General features: G+C 63.3%; 18 protein-coding genes. 8 read left to right on the top strand and 10 right to left on the bottom strand.

Features of this window, described 5'->3' with window-relative positions:
* From ACF8FG_RS01365 to ACF8FG_RS01350, 4 genes are all read right to left on the bottom strand, one after another.
* A complete protein-coding gene (locus ACF8FG_RS01365) occupies nt 1-1578 on the bottom strand; it encodes an aldehyde dehydrogenase (NADP(+)) (protein ID WP_014590016.1) in 1578 nt (525 codons plus the stop codon).
* A gap of 151 nt (nt 1579-1729) precedes the next feature.
* Nucleotides 1730-2677, bottom strand: a complete 948-nt coding sequence (locus ACF8FG_RS01360) for a dihydrodipicolinate synthase family protein (RefSeq protein ID WP_003254709.1) — start codon at nt 2675-2677, stop codon at nt 1730-1732.
* Between the two features lie 46 nt (nt 2678-2723).
* On the bottom strand, nt 2724-3650 hold the full coding sequence (locus ACF8FG_RS01355; protein WP_014590017.1) for a 4-hydroxyproline epimerase: 927 nt from the start codon (nt 3648-3650) through the stop codon (nt 2724-2726).
* 23 nt (nt 3651-3673) lie between these two features.
* Nucleotides 3674-5287 carry an APC family permease gene (locus tag ACF8FG_RS01350; RefSeq protein WP_014590018.1) on the bottom strand — a complete coding sequence of 538 codons (1614 nt, stop codon included), beginning with the start codon at nt 5285-5287 and terminating at the stop codon, nt 3674-3676.
* Nucleotides 5288-5665: 378 nt separating this feature from the next.
* Between ACF8FG_RS01350 and ACF8FG_RS01345 the strand changes: the two genes are divergently transcribed.
* Nucleotides 5666-6448, top strand: coding sequence for an AraC family transcriptional regulator (locus ACF8FG_RS01345; protein ID WP_014590019.1), 783 nt, complete (start codon nt 5666-5668; stop codon nt 6446-6448).
* Here ACF8FG_RS01345 and ACF8FG_RS01340 read toward each other — a convergent pair.
* Nucleotides 6436-7323: a LysR family transcriptional regulator gene (locus ACF8FG_RS01340; RefSeq protein WP_014590020.1), complete on the bottom strand. Its 888-nt coding sequence runs from the start codon at nt 7321-7323 to the stop codon at nt 6436-6438. The two genes, ACF8FG_RS01345 and ACF8FG_RS01340, sit on opposite strands and share 13 nt — an antisense overlap.
* A gap of 141 nt (nt 7324-7464) precedes the next feature.
* On the opposite strand from ACF8FG_RS01340, the gene moaB reads away from it, so the two are divergent.
* Nucleotides 7465-7983 (top strand): molybdenum cofactor biosynthesis protein B, encoded by a 519-nt coding sequence (gene moaB, locus ACF8FG_RS01335; RefSeq protein ID WP_003254698.1) that lies wholly within the window; start codon nt 7465-7467, stop codon nt 7981-7983.
* Nucleotides 7984-8029: 46 nt separating this feature from the next.
* On the opposite strand, the gene ACF8FG_RS01330 is transcribed toward moaB, so the two are convergent.
* Complete coding sequence (locus ACF8FG_RS01330) at nt 8030-8929, bottom strand: bestrophin family protein (RefSeq protein ID WP_119714076.1); 900 nt, start codon at nt 8927-8929, stop codon at nt 8030-8032.
* A gap of 20 nt (nt 8930-8949) precedes the next feature.
* Complete coding sequence (gene moaA, locus ACF8FG_RS01325; RefSeq protein ID WP_014590022.1) at nt 8950-9954, bottom strand: GTP 3',8-cyclase MoaA; 1005 nt, start codon at nt 9952-9954, stop codon at nt 8950-8952.
* 222 nt (nt 9955-10176) lie between these two features.
* Here moaA and ACF8FG_RS01320 point away from each other — a divergent pair, with 222 nt between their 5' ends.
* Entirely contained in the window at nt 10177-12507 is a 2331-nt protein-coding gene (locus ACF8FG_RS01320) for an FdhF/YdeP family oxidoreductase (RefSeq protein ID WP_014590023.1), read from the top strand.
* A gap of 104 nt (nt 12508-12611) precedes the next feature.
* On the opposite strand, the gene ACF8FG_RS01315 is transcribed toward ACF8FG_RS01320, so the two are convergent.
* Nucleotides 12612-13073: an Lrp/AsnC family transcriptional regulator gene (locus tag ACF8FG_RS01315; RefSeq protein WP_014590024.1), complete on the bottom strand. Its 462-nt coding sequence runs from the start codon at nt 13071-13073 to the stop codon at nt 12612-12614.
* Between the two features lie 92 nt (nt 13074-13165).
* On the opposite strand from ACF8FG_RS01315, the gene ACF8FG_RS01310 reads away from it, so the two are divergent.
* A complete protein-coding gene (locus ACF8FG_RS01310; RefSeq protein WP_019436806.1) occupies nt 13166-14347 on the top strand; it encodes a PLP-dependent aspartate aminotransferase family protein in 1182 nt (393 codons plus the stop codon).
* 104 nt (nt 14348-14451) lie between these two features.
* On the opposite strand, the gene ACF8FG_RS01305 is transcribed toward ACF8FG_RS01310, so the two are convergent.
* Nucleotides 14452-14688 carry a YdcH family protein gene (locus ACF8FG_RS01305; RefSeq protein ID WP_014590026.1) on the bottom strand — a complete coding sequence of 79 codons (237 nt, stop codon included), beginning with the start codon at nt 14686-14688 and terminating at the stop codon, nt 14452-14454.
* A 252-nt stretch (nt 14689-14940) separates the two neighbouring features.
* Here ACF8FG_RS01305 and ACF8FG_RS01300 point away from each other — a divergent pair, with 252 nt between their 5' ends.
* From ACF8FG_RS01300 to ACF8FG_RS01285, 4 genes are all read left to right on the top strand, one after another.
* Nucleotides 14941-16578, top strand: a complete 1638-nt coding sequence (locus tag ACF8FG_RS01300) for a phosphoethanolamine transferase (RefSeq protein ID WP_119714075.1) — start codon at nt 14941-14943, stop codon at nt 16576-16578.
* A gap of 189 nt (nt 16579-16767) precedes the next feature.
* Complete coding sequence (gene rnd / locus ACF8FG_RS01295; protein ID WP_014590028.1) at nt 16768-17901, top strand: ribonuclease D; 1134 nt, start codon at nt 16768-16770, stop codon at nt 17899-17901.
* Complete coding sequence (locus ACF8FG_RS01290) at nt 17898-18191, top strand: YcgL domain-containing protein (RefSeq protein ID WP_003254683.1); 294 nt, start codon at nt 17898-17900, stop codon at nt 18189-18191. The genes rnd and ACF8FG_RS01290 overlap by 4 nt, the downstream gene beginning before the upstream one ends.
* Nucleotides 18192-18193: 2 nt before the next feature.
* The gene (locus tag ACF8FG_RS01285; protein ID WP_076402669.1) at nt 18194-19126 is read left to right on the top strand and encodes a D-2-hydroxyacid dehydrogenase; all 933 of its coding nucleotides are present in this window, start codon (nt 18194-18196) and stop codon (nt 19124-19126) included.
* 114 nt (nt 19127-19240) lie between these two features.
* Here ACF8FG_RS01285 and ACF8FG_RS01280 read toward each other — a convergent pair whose 3' ends face one another.
* Nucleotides 19241-19834 (bottom strand): nitroreductase family protein, encoded by a 594-nt coding sequence (locus ACF8FG_RS01280; RefSeq protein ID WP_014590030.1) that lies wholly within the window; start codon nt 19832-19834, stop codon nt 19241-19243.
* Nucleotides 19835-19866: the final 32 nt, after the last annotated feature.

Here is a 19866-nt window from a genome sequence, read left to right as displayed (position 1 = left end):
TCAGTCTTCCCGTTTACCATCAAGCAGGCGCCGCAGTTGCAGCGGGTTGCCATGTTTCAATGCCTGCGGCAGCAGCGCATCGGGGAAGTCCTGATAGCAAACCGGGCGCAGGAAACGCAGGATCGCCGCGGTGCCCACCGAGGTGGTGCGGGCATCGGAAGTGGCCGGGAACGGCCCGCCGTGGACCATGGCATCGCACACCTCGACGCCCGTTGGCCAGCCATTGACCAGAATGCGCCCGGCTTTGCGCTCAAGGGTGGGGAGCAGGGCGCGGGCGCTGTCGATGTCGGCCTCGTCCAGTTGCAGGGTGGCGGTCAGCTGACCTTCCAGGTGTTCGGCAACCTGGCGGACCTGCTCATCGTCGGTGCAGGCAACGACCAGCGACGCTGCACCGAACACTTCAGCCTGCAACGCCGGGTCGGCGAGAAACGCTTCGGCCTGGGTCACGAACAGCTGTGCCTGGCACTGATTGGGGCCCTGACCGGCTTGGCCACTGGCGATGGCCTGGGCACAGGGGTTGTCTGCCAGGGCTGAGATACCGGCCTGGTAGGCACTGAAAATGCCAGGGGTGAGCATGGTTTGGGCGGCGGCCTGCTGCACGTACCCGGCGGCTGCGGTGATGAACCGCTGCAGTGCCGGCCCCTGCCGGGCGACTACCAGGCCAGGGTTGGTGCAGAACTGGCCGGCGCCCTGGGTCAGCGAGGCGACGAAACCTTGTGCCAGTGCTTCGGCACGGGCCTGCAGGGCGGCGTCGAACAGGAACACCGGGTTGATCGAACTCATTTCGGCATACACCGGGATGGGCTCCGGGCGCGCCTGGGCGGCTTGGCACAGTGCCATGCCACCGCTGCGCGAGCCGGTGAAACCAACGGCCTTGATGCGCGGGTCGCTGACCAGGGCAATGCCCACTTCACGGCCCGAGCCATAAAGCAGCGAGAACACGCCCTCCGGTAAGCCGCACTGCTTCACTGCTTGCGCCACTGCCTGGCCGACCAGCTCACTGGTGCCGGGGTGGGCACTGTGGGCCTTGACCACCACTGGGCAGCCAGCGGCCAATGCCGACGCGGTGTCACCACCGGCCACCGAGAAGGCCAGCGGGAAATTGCTGGCGCCGAACACGGCGACTGGCCCCAGGGCCACCTGGCGCTGGCGCAGATCAGCGCGGGGGAGGGGCTGGCGCTCAGGCAGGGCGCTGTCGACCCGCACGTCCAGCCATTCGCCGGCCCGCACTACACGGGCAAAGGTGCGTAGCTGGGTGCAGGTACGACCACGCTCACCCTGAATGCGCGCCTTGGGCAGGCCGGTTTCGATCACGGCGCGGTCGACCAGGGCATCGCCGAGGGCCTCGATCTGTGTGGCGATGGCTTCAAGGAAGTCTGCTCGTTGTTCGAGCGAGGTTTCGCGGTAGGCATCGAATGCCGCCCAGGCCAGCGCGCAGGCCTGGGCCACGTGTTCACCTGTGCCGCCGAGGTAGGCCGGCTCCAACGTCTGACCGGTGGTTGGGTCGATGGCATGGACGGCGTCGCGGGTGCCGGTTACCGGCCTCTGGCCGATCAGCAGGTTGCCTGTGAGGGGCATGGAGCCTCCTTGGAAATCTAATGCAGATGCATGGGGGGATTACGACCCCTGTAGGAGCGGGTTCACCCGCGAACATCGGCAAAGCCGGTGCCATGCACCGGGTCGCCTGATTCGCGGGCATGCCCGCTCCCACAGGTAGAGCAGTGGCTGCTCAGGCGATGTTCTGCTCAGCCGACCAGCTGGCGTACCAGCTGCGGAACAGCGCGTACTGCTGTTCGGCATAGTTGCGCTGGGCGTCGGTCAGGACGTCGGTCTCGTTGAAGTGCAGGCTGTACTCGGTGTCGCCGTTCAGCACCATCAAGTGCTTGTAATACAACACCAGGTCGCAGCCTTCATCGAACGACGACAGCACCGCCAGCGCCGCTTCCAGCTCGCGCGCCAGGCGCCGGGCACGGGCGTCGCCTTTGGCGGCCTGTTTGCTCAGGCTCACCAGTTGCAGCACTTCGCGCGGCAGCGCGTTGCCGATACCGGTGATGGCGCCGGTGGCGTTGCAGTTGACGAAGCCATGCACCACCTGGGTGTCGACACCGACCATCAGGGTGACATCGTCATCCTTGGAGGTGATGTGTTCGGCGGCGTAGCGCAGGTCGGCGCCACCGCCGAACTCCTTGAAGCCGATCAGGTTGGGGAACGCGCTGCGCAGTTCGAAGAACAGGTCTGCACGGGTGGCAAAGCCGTAGTAAGGGCTGTTGTAGATCACCGCCGGCAGTTTCGGTGCGGCAGCGAGGATCGCCGAGAAATGGTGCTTCTGGGCGATCAGCGAAGCACCGCGGCTGAGCACGCGGGGGATGACCATCAGGCCGGCGGCGCCAACCTTGGCGGCGTGTGCAGCATGCGAAACTGCCTCACGAGTGTTCACCGCGCCCGTGCCAACGATGGTCGGGATACCGGCCGCCACCAGGCGCGCCACGCCTTCCTGGCGCTCGGCCTCGGTCAGCAGCGGCCAGTCACCCATCGAGCCGCAGTACACCACCGCGCTCATGCCGGCTTCGATCAGTTCGCGGCCCTTGCGCACCAAGGCGTCGAAGTCCGGCTTGCGCTCGGCGGTGCATGGGGTCATCAGGGCGGGCATGGTGCCGGTGAAAATGTTGTTGGTCATTGTTGTTACTCCTGGCGAAATTGGGTTTGGTCAAAAGGCCGGGGGCTCAGATGCCCCAGGCGAACGGGTCCTGTTCGTCGATCAGCAGGGTGCTGTCGGCGGTCATGTGGGCGCGGCCGGTGATGAACGGTCGAATACGCTCGCCTTCGCGCTCGTAATGGCCGTGAAACTGGCTGCCGGTGATGCTGGCCTGCACCCAGGTCTGGCCTTCGGCAAGCTTGCCGTCGGCAGCCAGGCAGGCCAGCTTGGCGCTGGTGCCAGTGCCGCACGGCGAGCGGTCGTAGGCCTTGCCGGGGCACATCACGAAGTTGCGGCTGTCGGCGTTGGCGTCGTCGGCGAACAGCTCGACATGGTCGATGGGCGCGCCGTTCTCGCCGGTGATGCCTTGTGCTTCGAGTGCCTTGAGCATGGCCCAGGTGTACTCGGTCAACACTTCGCGGTTATCCAGCTCGATGCGCTGGCCGTGTTCGGCAACGAGGAAGAACCAGTTGCCGCCCCAGGCGATGTCGCCGTGCACCACGCCATGGCCGGGCACGTCCACCGCAACCTGTTGGCGGTAGCGGTAGGAGTGCACGTTGCCGATGGTGATGGCGCCGTCGTCATGCAGGGTGGCGCTGACCTGGCCGACCGGGGTGTCGATCTTGTGCACACCCGGTGCGATCAGGCCCAGGTACTGCAACGAGGCGACCAGGCCGATGGTGCCGTGGCCGCACATGTTCAGGTAACCGGCGTTGTTGAAGAAGATCACCCCGCAGGTGGCGTTGGCCGACACTGGCGGGCAGTACAGTGCGCCAACCAGCACATCGTTGCCGCGTGGCTCCAGCAGGCAGGCGCGGCGCCACCGGTCGTGCAGTTCGCGCAGTTCGTCACGCTGTTCGGCCATGCTTCGGCCCCGCAGTTGCGGAAACCCCTTCATCACCAGGCGGGTGGGTTCGCCACCCGTGTGGGAGTCGATGACGTGAATCTGTTTCATGGGCTTGTCCCTTGCGTAAAAAATCAGGAAGCGACAGCGACAGGGCGGCCGGTAGTGGTTTCAGCGCAGGCTTCGCTTTCGTCGTCGCCTTCCAGGCGCACCAGGTGGGCAGGCACACCCGTGGCCGCGCCCCAGTAGTAGATGCCCAGTGCACAGGCCGCCACGACCACGGTGTCGAATGGGTGGCCGATGACGCCCAGGCCGCCGAAGCTGCCCAGCCACGACAGCAGGATGGTCACCGCGTAGAAGCCGATCAGCCAGGCCGACGAGCGAACTTGCTGAGCCAGCGACAGGTGCTGGGTGGGTACGAAACGGCTGCACAGCAGGTACAGCACGAACATCACGATCTGCAGGGCCAGCAGCCACGACACGGTTTTCCAGCCCGACCAGTACACGATCAGCGCAGCGATGATGAACGACAGCGGGCCGAGCACGGCCATGCCCTTGACCCGGAACGGGCGCGGCATGTGTGGTGCATTGCGGCGCAGGGCGGCGACGCTCACCGGGGCCACGGCGTAGCTCAGCACCAAGGCGGCGGATACCACGTTGATCAGCGCTTCCCACGACGGGAACGGCAGGGTCCAGAACACCGACAGGCCAAACGTCAGCCACAGGGCTGGGCGCGGGATGCCGGATTCTGCATCGATGCGGGTGAAGTACTTGAAGAAGGTGCCGGTCTGCGCCCAGCCATAGATCACGCGCGGGGTGGCGTTCATGTAGATGTTGCCGCAGCCGCTTGGCGAGATCACTGCGTCGGCCACCACCAGGTAGGCGAGCCAGCCCACACCCAGCGCCAGGGCGATGTCACGGTAGGGCAGGGCCAGTTCCTTGGTCACGTTGGCCCAGCCGTTGGCCAGCATTTCGGTCGGCACGCTGCCGAGGAAGGCCAGTTGCAGCAAGGCGTAGATCGCGGTGGACAGCAACACCGAAAGAATCAGCGCAATCGGAATGGTGCGCTGCGGGTTCTTGACCTCGCTGGCCACCGAGATGATCGGCGTCAGGCCCAGGTAGGCGAAGATGATGCCACCGGCGGATACCGCCATTTCCACCCCGGACAGGCCGAACGGGGCAAAGCCCTGGACCTCGAAGTTTTCCGGTTTGAAGAAGGTGAACAGCACGCCGATCACCAGCAGCGGCACGATGAACTTGAACACGCTGACCAGGTTGTTGGCCTTGGCGAAGGTTTTCACGCTGCGGTAGTTGAGGAAGAAGAACAGCCCCAGCAAGGCGAACTGCACCAGCCAGCCGAGCACGGTCGGGTCGCTGGAGCCGGCCTTGGTGAGCCCGGGAAACCAGGCGGCGGCGTATTGGCGTGAGGCGACTACTTCGATGGCGATCAGGCTGGAAAAGGCGATCAGGGTGATGAAGCCCATCAGGTAGCCCAACAGCGGGCCGTGCGAGTACACCGGGTAGCGCACCACGCCACCGGCGCGGGGCAAGGCGGCGCCCAGCTCGCAGTAGACGATGCCCAGCAGCAGTACGGCGAACCCGCCCAGGAACCAGGAGAGGATGCCGGCCGGGCCGGCGATGGCCGAGACGTGGCTGGCGGCAAACAGCCAACCGGAGCCGAAGATGGCGCCTAGGCCGATGAAGGTGAGGTCCAGCAGTGATAACTGTTTTTTGAATTTGCCTGACATGGGTTCGCCTTTTTGTTGGTTATTGGATAGGCAGGTCTGATGTCACGAGATGCGGCTTTTTGGGCCGCGCTCTTGTAGGACTTGGGCGGCTTGCGTGGGGCATAGAGTGAACCGGTCGGGGCGACGGTTCTTGATGGTTTTCTGCAGAGGGAATGACGAAATCGGCACAGTTGTGAAAAATGCTGGCGGTCAGGGTGGGCTGATGGATAGGCTGTAGGCCACACCGCACAAGGCCTGTAGGGGTGTGTTGATAGTGCCGGCCTCTTCGCGGGCATGCCCGCTCCCACAGGTACGGCGCAGACATTCGAAATGTGTGGAGGACCTGTGGGAGCGGGCGAGCCCGCGAAAGGGCCAGCACAGCCAGCAGAGAACCGACAGATGACCGACGCCCCCCTGGCAACCCTCTACCAGTCCCTGGACCAGCACCGCCCCGCCACCCTCGAGGCCCTGCTCGCCGGTGTATCGCTGCTGCTGCCGATGCTCGACGCCATCCCCAACGCCGCGATCTTCATCAAGGATTCTGCTGCCCGCTATGCGTTGGCCAACAACACACTGGTCCAGCGCTGTGGCCTCAAGCGCCTGCAACCGTTGCTGGGCAAGACCAGTGCCGAGGTGTTTCCGGCACAGTTTGGCCCCGGCTATACCGAGCAGGATCGACGTGTTCTCAAGGAAGGCCTGGTGCTGGAGGACCAGTTGGAGCTGCACCTCTACGGCAGCCGTGAGCCCGGCTGGTGCCTGACCCACAAGCGCCCGCTGTACAACCCTGCCGGCGAAATCATCGGCCTGGTCGGCATCTCGGTCGACTTGCAGTCAGCTGCCGACAGCCACCCCGCCTATCAACGCCTGGCCGCGGTGGACGAGCACATCCGCCAGCATTTCCATCAGCCGATCAGCATGGGCGAGCTGACCCGCATCGCCGGTATTTCCGTGGCCCAGCTGGAGCGCTATTGCAAGCGGGTGTTCCACCTCACGCCCCGGCAGATGATCCACAAGGCACGCCTGGAGCATGCCCATCGCCTGCTGCATTCGGAGCTGCCGATCACTGAAGTGGCGATGCGCTGCGGCTACACTGACCACAGCGCCTTCAGCCGCCAGTTCAAGCAACTGACCGGCTTTACGCCACGCCAGTATCGCCAGGCTACCGCCGATCAGGTGGCCTGAAACAGCCCCCGGGCCTCGGTAAAGCATTGCTCGGCAATCGCCGAGCGTGGCTCGCTGCGGCGCAGCAGCAGCCCGACCGGGCTGTGGATGGCGGCGTCGGCCACCGGTACGATGCGCAGGTGCTCGCTGAGGTCTTCCAGGCCGCAGTTCAGTGGCATGATCGCGCAGCATATGCCGGTGTTGATGGCCTGGATGAGCTGGAAGCTCGAGTCGCTCTCAAGCACCGCATTGGGCTCCAGACCACGGCTGCGGAAGCTCAGGTCCAGCGACTGGCGGTAGTGCATGCCTTTGCTCAGCAGCCCCAGCGGAATATCGCCGAGCTCGTCCCAGCGCAGCCGGTCGCTGGCGAACTGGAAGTGCCGCGTATCGTGCAGCAGGCCCATGGTGGTGGTGCCGAGTTCGATCACTTCGAAGAAGCTGGTGTTGACCTGGTCCAGGTAGCAGATACCCAGGTCGAGCTGGTTGCGGCTGAGGCCGTCGATGACCTGTTCCGAGCTCAGCGAGCTGAGCTGAAAGTGCAGTTCGGGGTATTTTTCGCGCAGGGGCAGCAGCAGGTGCATGGGGTTGAAACTGGCCAGCGGCACCGTGCCCAGGCGCAGGCTGCCGACCACCTGGCCACGGCAACTGGCAGCCTCGGCCTGCAGGCCGTCATGGGCAGCGAGCAGGGTGCGGGCCCAGGCCAGGATGCGCTCGCCGGCCTCGGTGAAACCTTCGAAGCGCTGGCCCCGCTTGACCAGCACCAGGTCCAGTTCGTCTTCCAGGTTGCGCAGGCGCATGGACAGCGTCGGCTGGGTGATATGGCATAGCGCCGCCGCCTGGCCGAAGTGGCGGGTCTGGTCGAGGGCGATGAGGAACTTGAGCTGCTTGATGTCCATGGAAGTGCCTGGCGTCTGGTTATGCAGACCTTAACCCACGTCTGCGATAGATGTCATTGATCGGCCGGTACGTCATATCGATTGGACGCCTCTGGGGGTATGCCTCTAGCGTGGTGAAAATGCCCTTCAAGGAGCTTCACCGTGCGCGTCCAACTTGATGCGGTCTTCGTACCGCTGAACATCGCCGTGCTGACTGTCAGCGACACCCGTACCTACGATAACGATACTTCCGGCGCGCTGCTGGCCAACCGCTCGGTCGAGGTCGGTCACCGGCTGGTGGCGCGAGCGCTGCTCAAGGACGACCTGTACAAGATCCGCGCTCAGGTGGCCAGCTGGATTGCCGATGAACAGGTCCAGGTGGTGCTGATCACTGGCGGTACCGGCTTTACCGGGCGCGACAGCACGCCGGAAGCGGTCGAGTGCCTGCTGGACAAGCGTATCGATGGGTTTGGCGAGTTGTTCCGGGCATTGTCGATTCTCGATATTGGCAGCTCGACCGTGCAGAGCCGGGCGTTGGCCGGGTTGTCCAACCGCACGTTGGTGTGTTGCCTGCCGGGCTCGACCGGGGCCTGCCGCACCGCCTGGGAAGGCATTCTGGCCGAGCAGCTGGATGCACGGCACCGGCCATGCAACTTCGTCAAACACCTGTTGCCGATGTAGGAGCGGGTTTACCCGCGAAGAGGCCAGAACAGGCAACCACCCACCGTCAGCTCAACACATACCCCACCGGCAACAAGGCGGGAGGCAGCTGCTGTTCCCCCAATCCGGCCAGCACATCGCGCTCCACAGTCCGCACCATGGCATCGGTCGGCAGGTCGTTTTCATCGCGCCCGAACGGGTCTTCCAGCTCGTTGCCGATCGCATCCAGCCCGAAGAACGTGTACCCCACGATGGTGGTGAACAGCGGTGCCAGCCAGCCCAGTGGCTCGGCCAGGGCAAACGGGAGCAGCAGGCAGAAAATGTAGATGGTACGGTGCAGCAGCAGCGTGTAGGGGAACGGCAAGGGTGTGCCCTTGATCCGCTCGCAGGTGGCTTGCACTTCGGTCAGGCCCACCAGGCGTTGCTCCAGCAGGTTGTAGCGCCATTCACTGATCTTTTGCTGTGCGGCCAACCGTGAACAGTGTTCGCCGATTTCACGCAGGATGCCGTCGCACACATTGTGCGGGCTGATCGCATCGGGCCGGGCCAGCCACGGTCTGGCAGCTGCCCGTTCGTCCTCGTTACGGAGCCGGGCATTGAGTGCATGAGCGAAACCACACAGGTTGCGCAGCAGTTCGGTGCGCAGTGTTTCGTCGGCAATCGCCACGCTTTCCCGCACGAACGAGCGGATTTCGATAATCAGTTTGCCCCAGGCCTTGCGCCCCTCCCACCAACGGTCATAGCACGCGTTGTTGCGAAAGCTCATGAAGATCGACAGCGACAGGCCCAGCAAGGTGAATGGTGTGGCGCTGACCGGGTAGAAATACGCCGGAAAATGTCGCTCGACCAGCACGATCAGCGCGGCCAGCAGTGTCACCATCAGGCACCGCAGGGCAATGCGTTTGACGATCGACCCCTTGAGGGTGAACAGCACGCGCAACACATCGGGGGAGGGGGGGACGATCATGGAAATCCAGAGACGGCTGCTCAGCCGCCGGTCATGTTCATGAAACGCAGGATCTGCACATCGCCACCGACTTCGAAGTGATGGCGATAGGGCTTGAGGTGCAGCGAGTCGCGAATGGCCTTTTCCAGGCGTTCGGGGTTGCCAGGGTGAGCGCGCAGTACGTGCTTGAGGTCGACCGAGTGTTCGTTGCCCAGGCACAGCAGCAGGCGGCCTTCGACGGTAAGGCGCACGCGGTTGCAGGTGGCGCAGAAGTTGTGGCTGTGCGGGGAAATGAAGCCGACCCGGGTGTTCGCGGCTTCGGCCAGGCGCCAGTAGCGGGCCGGGCCTTGGGAAGACTCGGTCGACTCGATCAGGGTGAACTGCTCGTCCAGCAACGCACGTACCTCATCACTGGAGCAGAACGACTCGCCGCGTTCATGCTCGCTGATCACGCCCAGCGGCATTTCTTCGATGAAGGTGATGTCCAGCTCGCGGTCGATGGCGAAGCGCACCAGGTCGACCAGCTCATGGTCGTTGCGGCCTTTGAGCACCACGCAGTTTAGCTTGGTACGCTTGAACCCGGCCTGGCGGGCGGCATCGATGCCGGCGATGACCTGGCGCAGGTCGCCGGTGCGGGTCAGTTGTTTGAAGCGCTCGGCGTCGAGGCTGTCGAGGCTGATGTTCAGGCGTGTCACGCCAGCGTCGAACAACGGTTGGGCCAGGCGGCCAAGTTGCGAGCCGTTGCTGGTCAGGCACAGCTCACGCAGGCCGGGCAGGGCGGCGATGCGCCCACACAGGTCGACGATGCCCTGGCGTACCAGCGGCTCGCCGCCGGTCAGGCGGATCTTGCGGGTGCCGAGGGCGACGAAGCGCTCGGCCACCTGGAACAGTTCTTCGAGGCTGAGGATTTGCTGGCGCGGCAGAAACTGCATGTCTTCGGCCATGCAGTACACGCAACGGAAGTCACAGCGGTCGGTGACCGACATCCGCAGGTAGTCGATTTTCCGGTTGAAGCCGTCGATCAGGGCCCGGCTGTTCTGTTCCACGTTCGCACTCGAATGGGTTGGGACATGACTCCAAGCTATAACCTGGCCGCAAGGGCGTCAAATTGCTTTGCCTGACCGGTTGATCGATGGCCTCTATCGCTTGGTGCAGCATCTGGCAGCCATGATCGAAACCGCTTATCACGCCGTAAGATCTTTCGATTGGACGCCCCTTCTCACGCTCCATAGGCTGGAAAAAAGCATCGAAGCGTGAGGATTCATCGCATGAGCCAGGACGAACACATCAGGGACTACAAGGGCGCCGCTGCCGGCTGGGGGGCGCTCAAAAGCGTGACCAAGAGCTGGCTGGGCAGCGACAACGCCTTCAAGAACCTGCGGGCCATGCTCAAGACCAACCAGAACGGCGGTTTCGACTGCCCCGGCTGTGCCTGGGGCGAGTCGCCGGAAAGCGACATGGTCAAGTTCTGCGAAAACGGCGCCAAGGCGGTCAACTGGGAAGCCACCGGCCGCTCGGTCGACCCGGCTTTCTTCGCCAGATACAGCGTCAGCGCGCTGAAGGAGCAGACTGACTACTGGCTTGAATACCAGGGCCGCCTCACCCACCCGATGCGCTACGACGCCGCCACCGACCACTATGTCGAAACTACCTGGCAGGAGGCCTTCGAGCTGGTCGCCAGGCACCTGCGTGCGCTGCGGTCGCCGGATGAGGCCGAATTCTACACCTCGGGCCGGGCCAGCAACGAGGCGGCGTTCCTTTACCAGCTGTTCGTACGTGCCTACGGCACCAACAACTTTCCGGATTGCTCGAACATGTGCCATGAAGCCAGCGGCGCGGGCATGTCGGAAACCCTCGGGGTGGGCAAGGGCACCGTGGTGTTCCACGATCTGGAGCTGGCCGACGCGATATTCGTCATCGGGCAGAACCCCGGCACCAACCACCCGCGCATGCTCGAACCGCTGCGCGAAGCGGTCAAGCGTGGTGCTCAGGTCGTCTGCTTCAACCCGCTGAAAGAGCGAGGCCTCGAGCGCTTCCAGCACCCGCAGCACCCGTTCGAAATGCTCAGCAATGGCTCCGAGCCGACCTCCAGCGCCTACTTCCGCCCGGCCTTGGGTGGGGACATGGCGGCAATGCGCGGTATTGCCAAGTACTTGTTGCAATGGGAGCGCGAGGCACAGGCCAAAGGCGAGCCGGCGGTATTCGACCATGCCTTCATCGCCGAGCACACCAGCGGCGTCGACGATTACCTGGCGGCGGTGGACGCCACGTCCTGGGAGCACATCGTCAAACAGTCGGGCTTGACCCTGGCCGAGATCGAGCTGGCCGCACGCATGTATCGCAAGGCCGAGCGGGTCATCATGTGCTGGGCCATGGGCGTCACCCAGCACCGCCATTCGGTGCCGACCGTGCAGGAAATCGTCAACCTGCAGCTGCTGCGCGGCAACGTCGGCAAACCCGGCGCAGGCCTGTCGCCGGTGCGTGGCCACAGCAACGTGCAGGGTGACCGTACCATGGGCATTGACGAGAAGCCGTCGGCGGCGCTACTCGATGCCATCGAACAACGCTTCCAGTTCAGTGTGCCGCGTACCCATGGGCACAACGCGGTATTGGCGATCAAGGCTATGGAAGAGGGGCGGGCCAAGGTGTTCATCGGCCTGGGCGGCAACTTTGCCCAAGCCACCCCGGACACCGCGCGCACGCACGCGGCGCTGCAGAACTGTGCGTTGACCGTGCAAATTTCCACCAAGCTCAACCGCTCGCACCTGGTCACCGGCCGCGATGCGCTGATCCTGCCGTGCCTGGGCCGTACCGAAATCGACCTGCAGGCCGAAGGGCCGCAAGGCGTGACCGTGGAGGACACGTTCAGCATGGTGCACATCTCCCACGGCCAGTTGCGCCCGCGCTCGCCGCATATGCGCTCGGAACCGTGGATCATTGCCGGTATGGCCAAGGCGACGCTGGGCAACCAGCCGATCGATTGGGAGTACGCGGTGGCCGATTACAACCGCATTCGCGACATGATCGCTGACGTGATTCCGGGCTTTACCGGTTTCAATGAACGCTTGAACAGCCCCGGCGGGTTCCACCTTGGCAACAATGCCGCCGATCGCAACTTCCGCACGGCCACGGGCAAAGCCCGCTTCATGCCCCACGCGCTGCCCGAGGAACTGGTCAACGCCAAGGTACTGGCCCGTGGTGACAAGCCCGACCTGATTTTGCAGACCCTGCGTTCGCACGACCAGTACAACACCACCCTGTATGGCCTGGACGACCGTTACCGTGGGGTGTTCGGCCTGCGTGAAGTGGTGTTCGTCAATGAGGCGGACATCCGTCGCCTGGGCTTCGAACCGGGTGAGCAGGTGGACCTTGTGTCGCTGTGGGAGGATGGCGTGGAGCGGCGGGTGTCGGGCTTCCGCCTGGTGGCGTATGACGTGCCCGAGGGGCAGGCGGCGGCGTATTACCCGGAAACCAACCCGTTGGTACCGCTGGAAAGTTATGGTGAGGGGACCTATACCCCGACCTCGAAATTTGTCGCGATCAAGGTCGTGAAAGCCAAGGTGGGAAACCGCATTGCGGCGGTGTTGGCCTCGGATTGATGGGGGGCCTGTACGGGCCCCTTCGCGGGTGAACCCGCTCCTACGGGACCTCACAGCGCTTGAGGTTGAGGTGATCCTGGGGGGCGCGAAGAATCCAGCACCAGTCAGGCGCGATGCACCGGGTAAGCCGTGGTGTACTTCATCTGCTCCATGGCAAAACTGGAGGTGATGTTCGATAGCCCATCGGTACGGGTAATCAGCTTTTTGTAGAACCGGTCATACGCCGCAATATCACCTACCACCACCCGCAGCATGTAGTCCCAGTCCCCGGACATGCGGTAGCACTCCATCACTTCCTCGAACCCGGTCACGGTCGCAGCAAACTGCTCCAGCCATGCGCTGTCGTGGCGCTGGGTCTTGAGCTGGACGAACACGGTAAGCCCCAACCCCAGCCGTTCGGGGTCCAGCAGGGCGACGCGGCCGAGGATGTAGCCCTCTTCCTCCAGGCGCTTGACCCGCTTCCAGCACGGTGTGGTGGACAGGTTGACGGCCTCGGCCAGGTCCTTCAGCGAGATCGAGGCATCACGCTGTAGCAGGGTAAGAATGTGCTGGTCGAAACTGTCCATATCGCGCGCTGGCCGTGCAGAAAAATATTTCACAGATTACCCCAAGGCCAGACGATTTGGGTTGTGCGATAGTTGCAGCTTTCATTCTGCCAATGGGCCTGACCATGTCCGACAAGCCGCGCAATTTCGCCACCCGTACCATTCACGCCGGCGAGCAGTTCAGCGTTGCCGATAACGCCATTTTTCCGGCCATCGTCACCGCCAGTTCGTTCACCAAGCGCAGCCTGGACGATAAGCCGGAATATTCCTACAGCCGCGTCGGCAACCCCACCCGGCATGCCTACGAAACCTGTGTCGCTGCCCTGGAAGAAGGCGTGGGCGCTGTGGCCTGCGCCTCGGGAGTCAATGCCACCGCAACCGTGCTTGAGCTGCTGCCCAAGGATGCCCACGTGGTGGTGATGAACGGCGTGTACGGTGGCACATTCCGCATCATGGAAGATTACCGCAGCCGCACCTCTGGCCTGACCACCACCTATGTCGATCTCAACGACCTTGAAGCCGTAGCGGCTGCGATCAAGCCGGAAACCCAGCTGATCTGGATCGAGTCGCCGACCAACCCGTTGCTGCACCTGGTCGACATCAAGGCGGTGTGCGACCTGGCCAAGGCCAAGGGCATCCTCACCTGCATCGACAACACCTTCTGCTCGCCGTGGAACCAGCGCCCGATCACCCTGGGCGTGGACTTGGTGATGCACTCGGCCAGCAAGTACATAGGTGGCCACTCCGACCTCACCGGCGGTGTGGTGGTGGCGGCCAACGATGCGTTGCTGGCACGCCTGCGCCGTATCAGCATGGCGATTGGTGCAGTGCAGGGGCCGTTCGACTGCTACCTGGCTCTGCGCGGTCTGAAGACCCTGGATGTGCGCATGGAGCGCCAGTGTGCCAATGCCCTGCAGGTGGCGCGCTTCCTCGAAAACCACGCGCAGGTCGAGCAGGTGTATTACCCGGGCCTGGAAAGCCACCCGCAGCATGAACTGTGCAAACGCCAGATGCGCAGTGGCGGGGCGGTGGTGGCGATGAAAGTAAAAGGCGACCGGGCCGCGCTCAACCGCCTGGTGGAGGCGCTGCAGATTTTTGTGCTGGCCGACTCGCTGGGCGGGGTGGAGAGCATGATCAACCACTCCTGGAGCATGTCGCACTGCTCACTGAGCCCAGAGCAGAAAGGGGTGATGGGGATCAGCGAAAACCTGCTGCGGTTGTCGGTAGGGATCGAGGATTACCGTGACCTGGTCGAGGACCTGGATGGGGCGTTGAAAGCGCTGGTTGCTGTGTAAGGGCTGTTGGCCTCTTCGCGGGCTCGCCCGCTCCTGCAGGTGTCGCAGTTCAATGTAGGAGCGGGCTTGCCCGCAAAGAGGCCGGTGGATTCAATAGATGCCTGTCAGGATTTGGGCGGATGAATGATCCGTTCGATCTTGTCCTTGATCAGCAACCTTTCCTTGCGCAGGCGGTTGACGGCTTCGTCGTTGGTGCCGTTGCCTTCGGCGGCTACCACCTCCTTGTCCTTGGCGTTGTACTCCTTGTGCAGTTTGTGCAGGTCCTGATCCTTCTCCATGAGTGCCTGGAATGCATCAGCGGTAACGTGCAGGTCAGCGAGCAGATCGTGCGGAACTGGCATTTCTTCACCTCTGTCAGGGTTGTCGGTAAGGTCCTGACCATTGAGGATAGCTGTCTTTGCGCAGGCTTGTGACGGCGGTCCGGGCTGAATGGCAGCTGAATGGTTTTGAGATAATTGGTAAAAGACGCGCCCTCACGAAATTGTTACCAACTTTTTCACAAAAAATTGATGACGTACTTTCTAGAGTTCGGCCAACTTTCCCACAGTGCCATCTGGTCTGGGGTTGATAATCACTCTTGATTGCGAACGCTAATGCTCAACTTCAAATCCCTGCGGACTGAATGGGTCACGCTGCTGGCCAGTCTTTACCTGCTGATCGGCTTCAACATGTTCCTCTGGGAGCATCTGCAAGCGGCGGTTCCTGCCGGCCTGTCGGGGTTGTGGCTGAGTCTGGCGTTTGCTGTGCTGATGCTCTTCGCCTTCAATCTCATACTCACGTTACTTGCCTTCCGGTATGTATTGAAGCCAGTACTTATCGTGTTGTTCATAAGTGGCGCGGGCGTGGCTTACTTCATGAACCAGTACGGCGTACTTATTGACGCCGCCATGTTCCGCAATATGGCCGAGACCAATGTTGCGGAAGTGCGCGACTTGATGTCGTTCAAGTTTGCCGCGTATATCCTGCTGCTGGGTGTGCTGCCATCGGTGCTGCTGTGGAAGGCGCAGATCGCCTACCGCCCTTGGCACCGCGAGCTGCTGGGCAAGTTGGTGGTCAGTGGTGCCTGTGTAGTGACCATCGGCTCGGTCGCGTTGGTCAATTATCAAGGGCTGTCGTCGCTGTTTCGCAATCACCATGAACTGCGTCTGATGCTCACCCCCAGCAATATCGTCGGGGCCTCCATCAGTTATGTCGACGAGCGTGTCGGTACGGCCTCGCGCCCGTTCCAGCATTATGGCGAAGATGCCAAGCGTGATGCGGCCTGGCAAAAACATGAGCGCAAGTCGCTGACCGTGCTGGTGGTCGGGGAAAGTGCCCGGGCAGACCATTTCGGTCTGCTGGGCTATGACCGCGATACCACGCCCAATCTCGCCAGGGAGCAGGGCCTGCTGGCGTTTTCCGACGTGCACTCGTGCGGTACGGAAACGGCGGTTTCGGTGCCTTGCATGTTCTCGGGCATGAAGCGCAAGGACTACGACGCCCGCGTAGCGAAGAACCGTGAAGGGCTGTTGGACATCCTCCAGCGTGCCGGCCTGGCCGTGCAGTGGCGTGACAACCAGTCGGGCTGCAAAGGCACCTGCGATCGCGTGCAGTTCATCGACGTCAGCAACCTCAAGGACCCGCAGCTGTGCGCCGATGGCGAATGCCATGACCAGATCCTGCTGCAAGGTCTGGACGCGTTGATCGACAACCTCGACAAGGACACCGTGCTGGTGCTGCACCAGATGGGCAGCCACGGCCCCGAGTACTTCAAGCGCTACCCCAGTGATGGCGAGCGCTTCGCCCCGGTTTGCCAGAGCAACGCGTTGAACCAGTGCAGCAAGGAGCAAATCATCAACGGATACGACAACACCCTTGCCTATACCGACAAGGTGCTGGCCTCGCTGATCGATACCCTGCGCAGCAAGCAAGACAAGGTCGACACGGCGATGATCTACCTGTCCGACCACGGCGAGTCGCTGGGCGAGTACAACCTGTTCCTGCACGGCACGCCCTACGCCATCGCTCCCGAGCCGCAGAAGCACGTGCCGCTGCTGACCTGGTTCTCCGACAGCTACAAGGAGGACTTCGGCGTCGATACCGACTGCCTGGCACGGCTCAGCGATGCCCCGCTGTCCCAGGACAACCTGTTCCACTCGATGCTTGGCCTGTTGCAGGTACATACCGAGCTCTACCAACAGTCGCTGGACATGTTCGCCAGTTGCCGGCCTTGGCTGGCGGCCAAGCGCTGAAGCCAGTCGGGTGTCATGCAAGCTTGCGCGATCCCTGTGGGAGCGGGCAAGCCCGGGCCTTACACCGTGTTGCCTTCATTCGCGGGTGCGCCCGCTCCCACAGGGTGGACTGCCCCCGAAAAGCGGGACAGTTTCACCCGTAGTGCCCGCGCCGTATATACTGCGCGCCAATGTTAGTGGGAGAGCCTTGTGGCCATCGAAATTCACTGGATCCGTGACGACCAGAGCCTGGCCGAACACTGCCGCGACTGGCACCAGCTGCCCTTCGTCGCCGTCGACACCGAATTCATGCGGGTCGACACCTTCTACCCGAAAGCCGGGCTGATTCAGATCGGCGACGGCCAACGCGCCTTTCTGATCGACCCGCTGCTGATCGGCAACTGGCAACCCTTGGCCGACCTGCTGGAAGACAGCGGTGTGGTCAAGGTGCTGCACGCCTGCAGCGAAGACCTTGAAGTGCTGCTGCGCCTGACCGGCAAGCTGCCTCAGCCGCTGTTCGACACTCAGCTGGCCGCCGGTTACCTGAATCTGGGCTTCTCCATGGGCTATTCGCGGCTGGTGCAGGAAGTGCTGGGCATCGAATTGCCCAAAGGCGAAACCCGCTCCGACTGGCTGCAACGCCCGCTCTCGGAAACCCAGGTCAGCTACGCTGCCGAAGATGCCGTGCACCTGGCCGAGCTGTTCAGCGTGCTGCGTCCGCGGTTGAGTGACGACAAGTATGCCTGGGTGCTGGAAGACGGCGCCGAGCTGGTGGCTGCGTTGCGCCGTGAAGTCGAGCCTGAAAGCCTTTACCGCGACGTCAAGCTGGCCTGGAAGCTGGCGCCTCAACAACTGGCAGTGCTACGTGAGCTGTGCGCCTGGCGCGAGCGCGAAGCGCGCAACCGCGATGTGCCGCGTAATCGTATCCTCAAGGAGCACTCGCTGTGGCCAATGGCCAAAAGCCAGCCGAACAACCTGTCGGCCTTGGCCAAGATCGACGAGATGCACCCGCGCACCATTCGTCAGGACGGTGAGTTCCTCATTCAGCTGATCAAGCGCGCCGCCAGCCTGCCGGCCGAGCAATGGCCAGCGCCCTTGCCCGAGCCGCTGCCGATCGAGGCTGCCGGCCTTCTCAAGCAGCTGCGTGCCATCGGCCAGGCCGAAGGCGAGCGCTTGGGGATTGCGCCCGAGCTGATGCTGCGCAAGAAAGCCCTGGAGGCGCTGCTCAAGAGCGGATACCCCAATGGCCCTTATCAACTGCCCGATTCGCTGCGCGGCTGGCGCCGCGAGCGCATGGGCCAGGCCCTGCTGGACAACCTGGCAGGCGCCGGAGAAACCCGATGAAACGCATTTGCTCGATCTACAAGAGCCCACGCAAGAACGAAATGTACCTGTATGTGCTCAAGGCTGACGGCCTGGAGCGCGTGCCTGAAGGCCTGCTGCCGTTCTTCGGCACCCCCGTGCACGCTTTCGACCTGGTGCTCAGCCCTGAGCGCAAGCTGGCCCGCGAGGACATCACCAAGGTGCTGGAGAACCTCGAAAGCCAAGGCTACCACCTGCAGATGCCGCCGCTGGAAGATGAGTACATCGAGCACCTGCCCGAAGAGCTGCTGCGCCGTAACGACCCCGTCTGACCATGCGTGTACTGATCGCTGAGCATGACCATGCTCGATACGCCGGGCTTTTGCGCGCAGCCGCGCCAGAAGTGGAAGTGCTGACCAGCGGCGACTCTGCCGAACTGGCCCGCCAGGCACCGCAGTGCCCGGTGTGGCTGGGCCAGCCGGACTTGCTGGCCAGTCTGCTGCGCCAAGGCCACAAGCCTGGCTGGATACAGTCGACATGGGCCGGTATCACGCCGTTGCTGGCCGATGGCCTGCCGCGTGATTACCGCCTGAGCCGCGCAGTAGGCATCTTTGGGCAGGTAATGGCTGAGTACATGCTCACCTATATGCTAGGCCATGAGCGTGAGGTGCTGTCACGCCTGGTCAGCCAGGTCGAGCGGCGCTGGGATGAACGCCCGGGGCGCAGCCTGGAAGGGCGCAAGGTCCTCATTGTGGGTGTAGGCGACATTGGTCAGCGTGTGGCCGAGTTCCTGCAGCCGTTTGGTGTGGAGCTGTACGGGGTTGCCAGCAGCGCCCGTGAACAGGCCCCGTTCGTCGAGGTGGCGGCGCTGGCCGACCTGCCGCGCATGGTCGGCCAGGTCGACTATGTGCTGAATCTGCTGCCGGATACCCCGGCGACTCATGACCTGTATGACGCCGCGCTGTTCAAATGCTTCCAGCCCTCGGCCTTGTTCATCAATGCCGGACGTGGTGTGGCGGTGGTCGATGCCGACCTGGTCGAGGCGTTGAAAGAGGGCCATCTGGCCGGTGCGGTGATCGATGTGTGCCGCCAGGAGCCGTTGCCCAAGCAACACCCGTTCTGGACCGCCTGGGGCTTGCTGCTGACCGGGCACAGCTCGGCGCCCACTTCGCCGACAGCGATGGTGCGCTTGTTTGTCGAGAATCTGCGGGCTTATGAAGCGGGGCAGGGGTTGCGGGGTGAAGTCGATTTCGCCCGGGGCTACTGATCGCTGTAGCCTGTACCGGCCTCTTCGCGGGTAAGCCCGCTCCAGCTCAGGGTGGTGATACCCCCCGTAGGAGCGGGCTTGCCCGCGAAGAGGCCAGCACTGCCAACACAAACCTTACAGACTGAAATCGCCTTCAGCAGCCAGCTCGCTCAGCGGCTTGCGCGGGCTCGGCACTTCACGCGCCTGCAGGGCTTCATCCAGGCTGGCCTTGTCCCCCAGCTTGCCGATCGCCACCATGGCATGCAGTACGTAACCCTCGGGAATCTTCAGTTCCTGACGTGCCAGGTCCTGATCGAAGCCGGCCATGCCATGGGTATGCCAGCCGCTGATGCTGGCCTGCAGGGCCAGGTGCCCCCAGGCAGAGCCCGTGTCGAAGGTGTGCCACAGCGCCGGTTTTTCTTCCGTAGCGCCCGGGGCCGCGAACGTGGTCTTGGAAATGACCAGCACCAGCGCCGACGCCTGTTGCGCCCAGCTGCGATTGAAGGGCACCAGCAGGCTCAGGTAACGCTCCCAGTTCGGCGTGTCGCGGCGGGCATACAGGAAGCGCCAAGGCTGAGAGTTATAGGCCGAAGGTGCCCAGCGGGCGGCTTCGAGGAAGCTCAGCAGGGTTTCTTCGCTGATCGGCTCGGCGGTGAAGGCGCGTGGCGACCAGCGGTTGATGAACTGCTCGTTGATGGCGTAATCGGCAATGCGGGGGTTGGCGCTCATGGCGGCTCCTGCAAACGGACGGGAAAAGCGCA

It is taken from the genome of Pseudomonas sp. YQ_6 (assembly GCF_043103245.1).
GTDB classification, from domain to species: domain Bacteria; phylum Pseudomonadota; class Gammaproteobacteria; order Pseudomonadales; family Pseudomonadaceae; genus Aquipseudomonas; species Aquipseudomonas alloputida.
Note: the sequence above shows the minus strand (reverse complement) of the source record. Positions and strands in the feature narration are given on the sequence as shown.

Excerpts from the sequence above, each read along its gene's own strand:
- ACF8FG_RS01365 (WP_014590016.1), bottom strand. The coding sequence starts at position 1,578 with ATGCCCCTCACAGGCAACCTGCTGATCGGCCAGAGGCCGGTAACCGGC.
- ACF8FG_RS01360 (WP_003254709.1), bottom strand. The coding sequence starts at position 2,677 with ATGACCAACAACATTTTCACCGGCACCATGCCCGCCCTGATGACCCCA.
- ACF8FG_RS01355 (WP_014590017.1), bottom strand. The coding sequence starts at position 3,650 with ATGAAACAGATTCACGTCATCGACTCCCACACGGGTGGCGAACCCACC.
- ACF8FG_RS01350 (WP_014590018.1), bottom strand. The coding sequence starts at position 5,287 with ATGTCAGGCAAATTCAAAAAACAGTTATCACTGCTGGACCTCACCTTC.
- ACF8FG_RS01345 (WP_014590019.1), top strand. The coding sequence starts at position 5,666 with ATGACCGACGCCCCCCTGGCAACCCTCTACCAGTCCCTGGACCAGCAC.
- ACF8FG_RS01340 (WP_014590020.1), bottom strand. The coding sequence starts at position 7,323 with ATGGACATCAAGCAGCTCAAGTTCCTCATCGCCCTCGACCAGACCCGC.
- ACF8FG_RS01330 (WP_119714076.1), bottom strand. The coding sequence starts at position 8,929 with ATGATCGTCCCCCCCTCCCCCGATGTGTTGCGCGTGCTGTTCACCCTC.
- ACF8FG_RS01320 (WP_014590023.1), top strand. The coding sequence starts at position 10,177 with ATGAGCCAGGACGAACACATCAGGGACTACAAGGGCGCCGCTGCCGGC.
- ACF8FG_RS01315 (WP_014590024.1), bottom strand. The coding sequence starts at position 13,073 with ATGGACAGTTTCGACCAGCACATTCTTACCCTGCTACAGCGTGATGCC.
- ACF8FG_RS01310 (WP_019436806.1), top strand. The coding sequence starts at position 13,166 with ATGGGCCTGACCATGTCCGACAAGCCGCGCAATTTCGCCACCCGTACC.
- ACF8FG_RS01305 (WP_014590026.1), bottom strand. The coding sequence starts at position 14,688 with ATGCCAGTTCCGCACGATCTGCTCGCTGACCTGCACGTTACCGCTGAT.
- ACF8FG_RS01300 (WP_119714075.1), top strand. The coding sequence starts at position 14,941 with ATGCTCAACTTCAAATCCCTGCGGACTGAATGGGTCACGCTGCTGGCC.
- ACF8FG_RS01290 (WP_003254683.1), top strand. The coding sequence starts at position 17,898 with ATGAAACGCATTTGCTCGATCTACAAGAGCCCACGCAAGAACGAAATG.
- ACF8FG_RS01285 (WP_076402669.1), top strand. The coding sequence starts at position 18,194 with ATGCGTGTACTGATCGCTGAGCATGACCATGCTCGATACGCCGGGCTT.
- ACF8FG_RS01280 (WP_014590030.1), bottom strand. The coding sequence starts at position 19,834 with ATGAGCGCCAACCCCCGCATTGCCGATTACGCCATCAACGAGCAGTTC.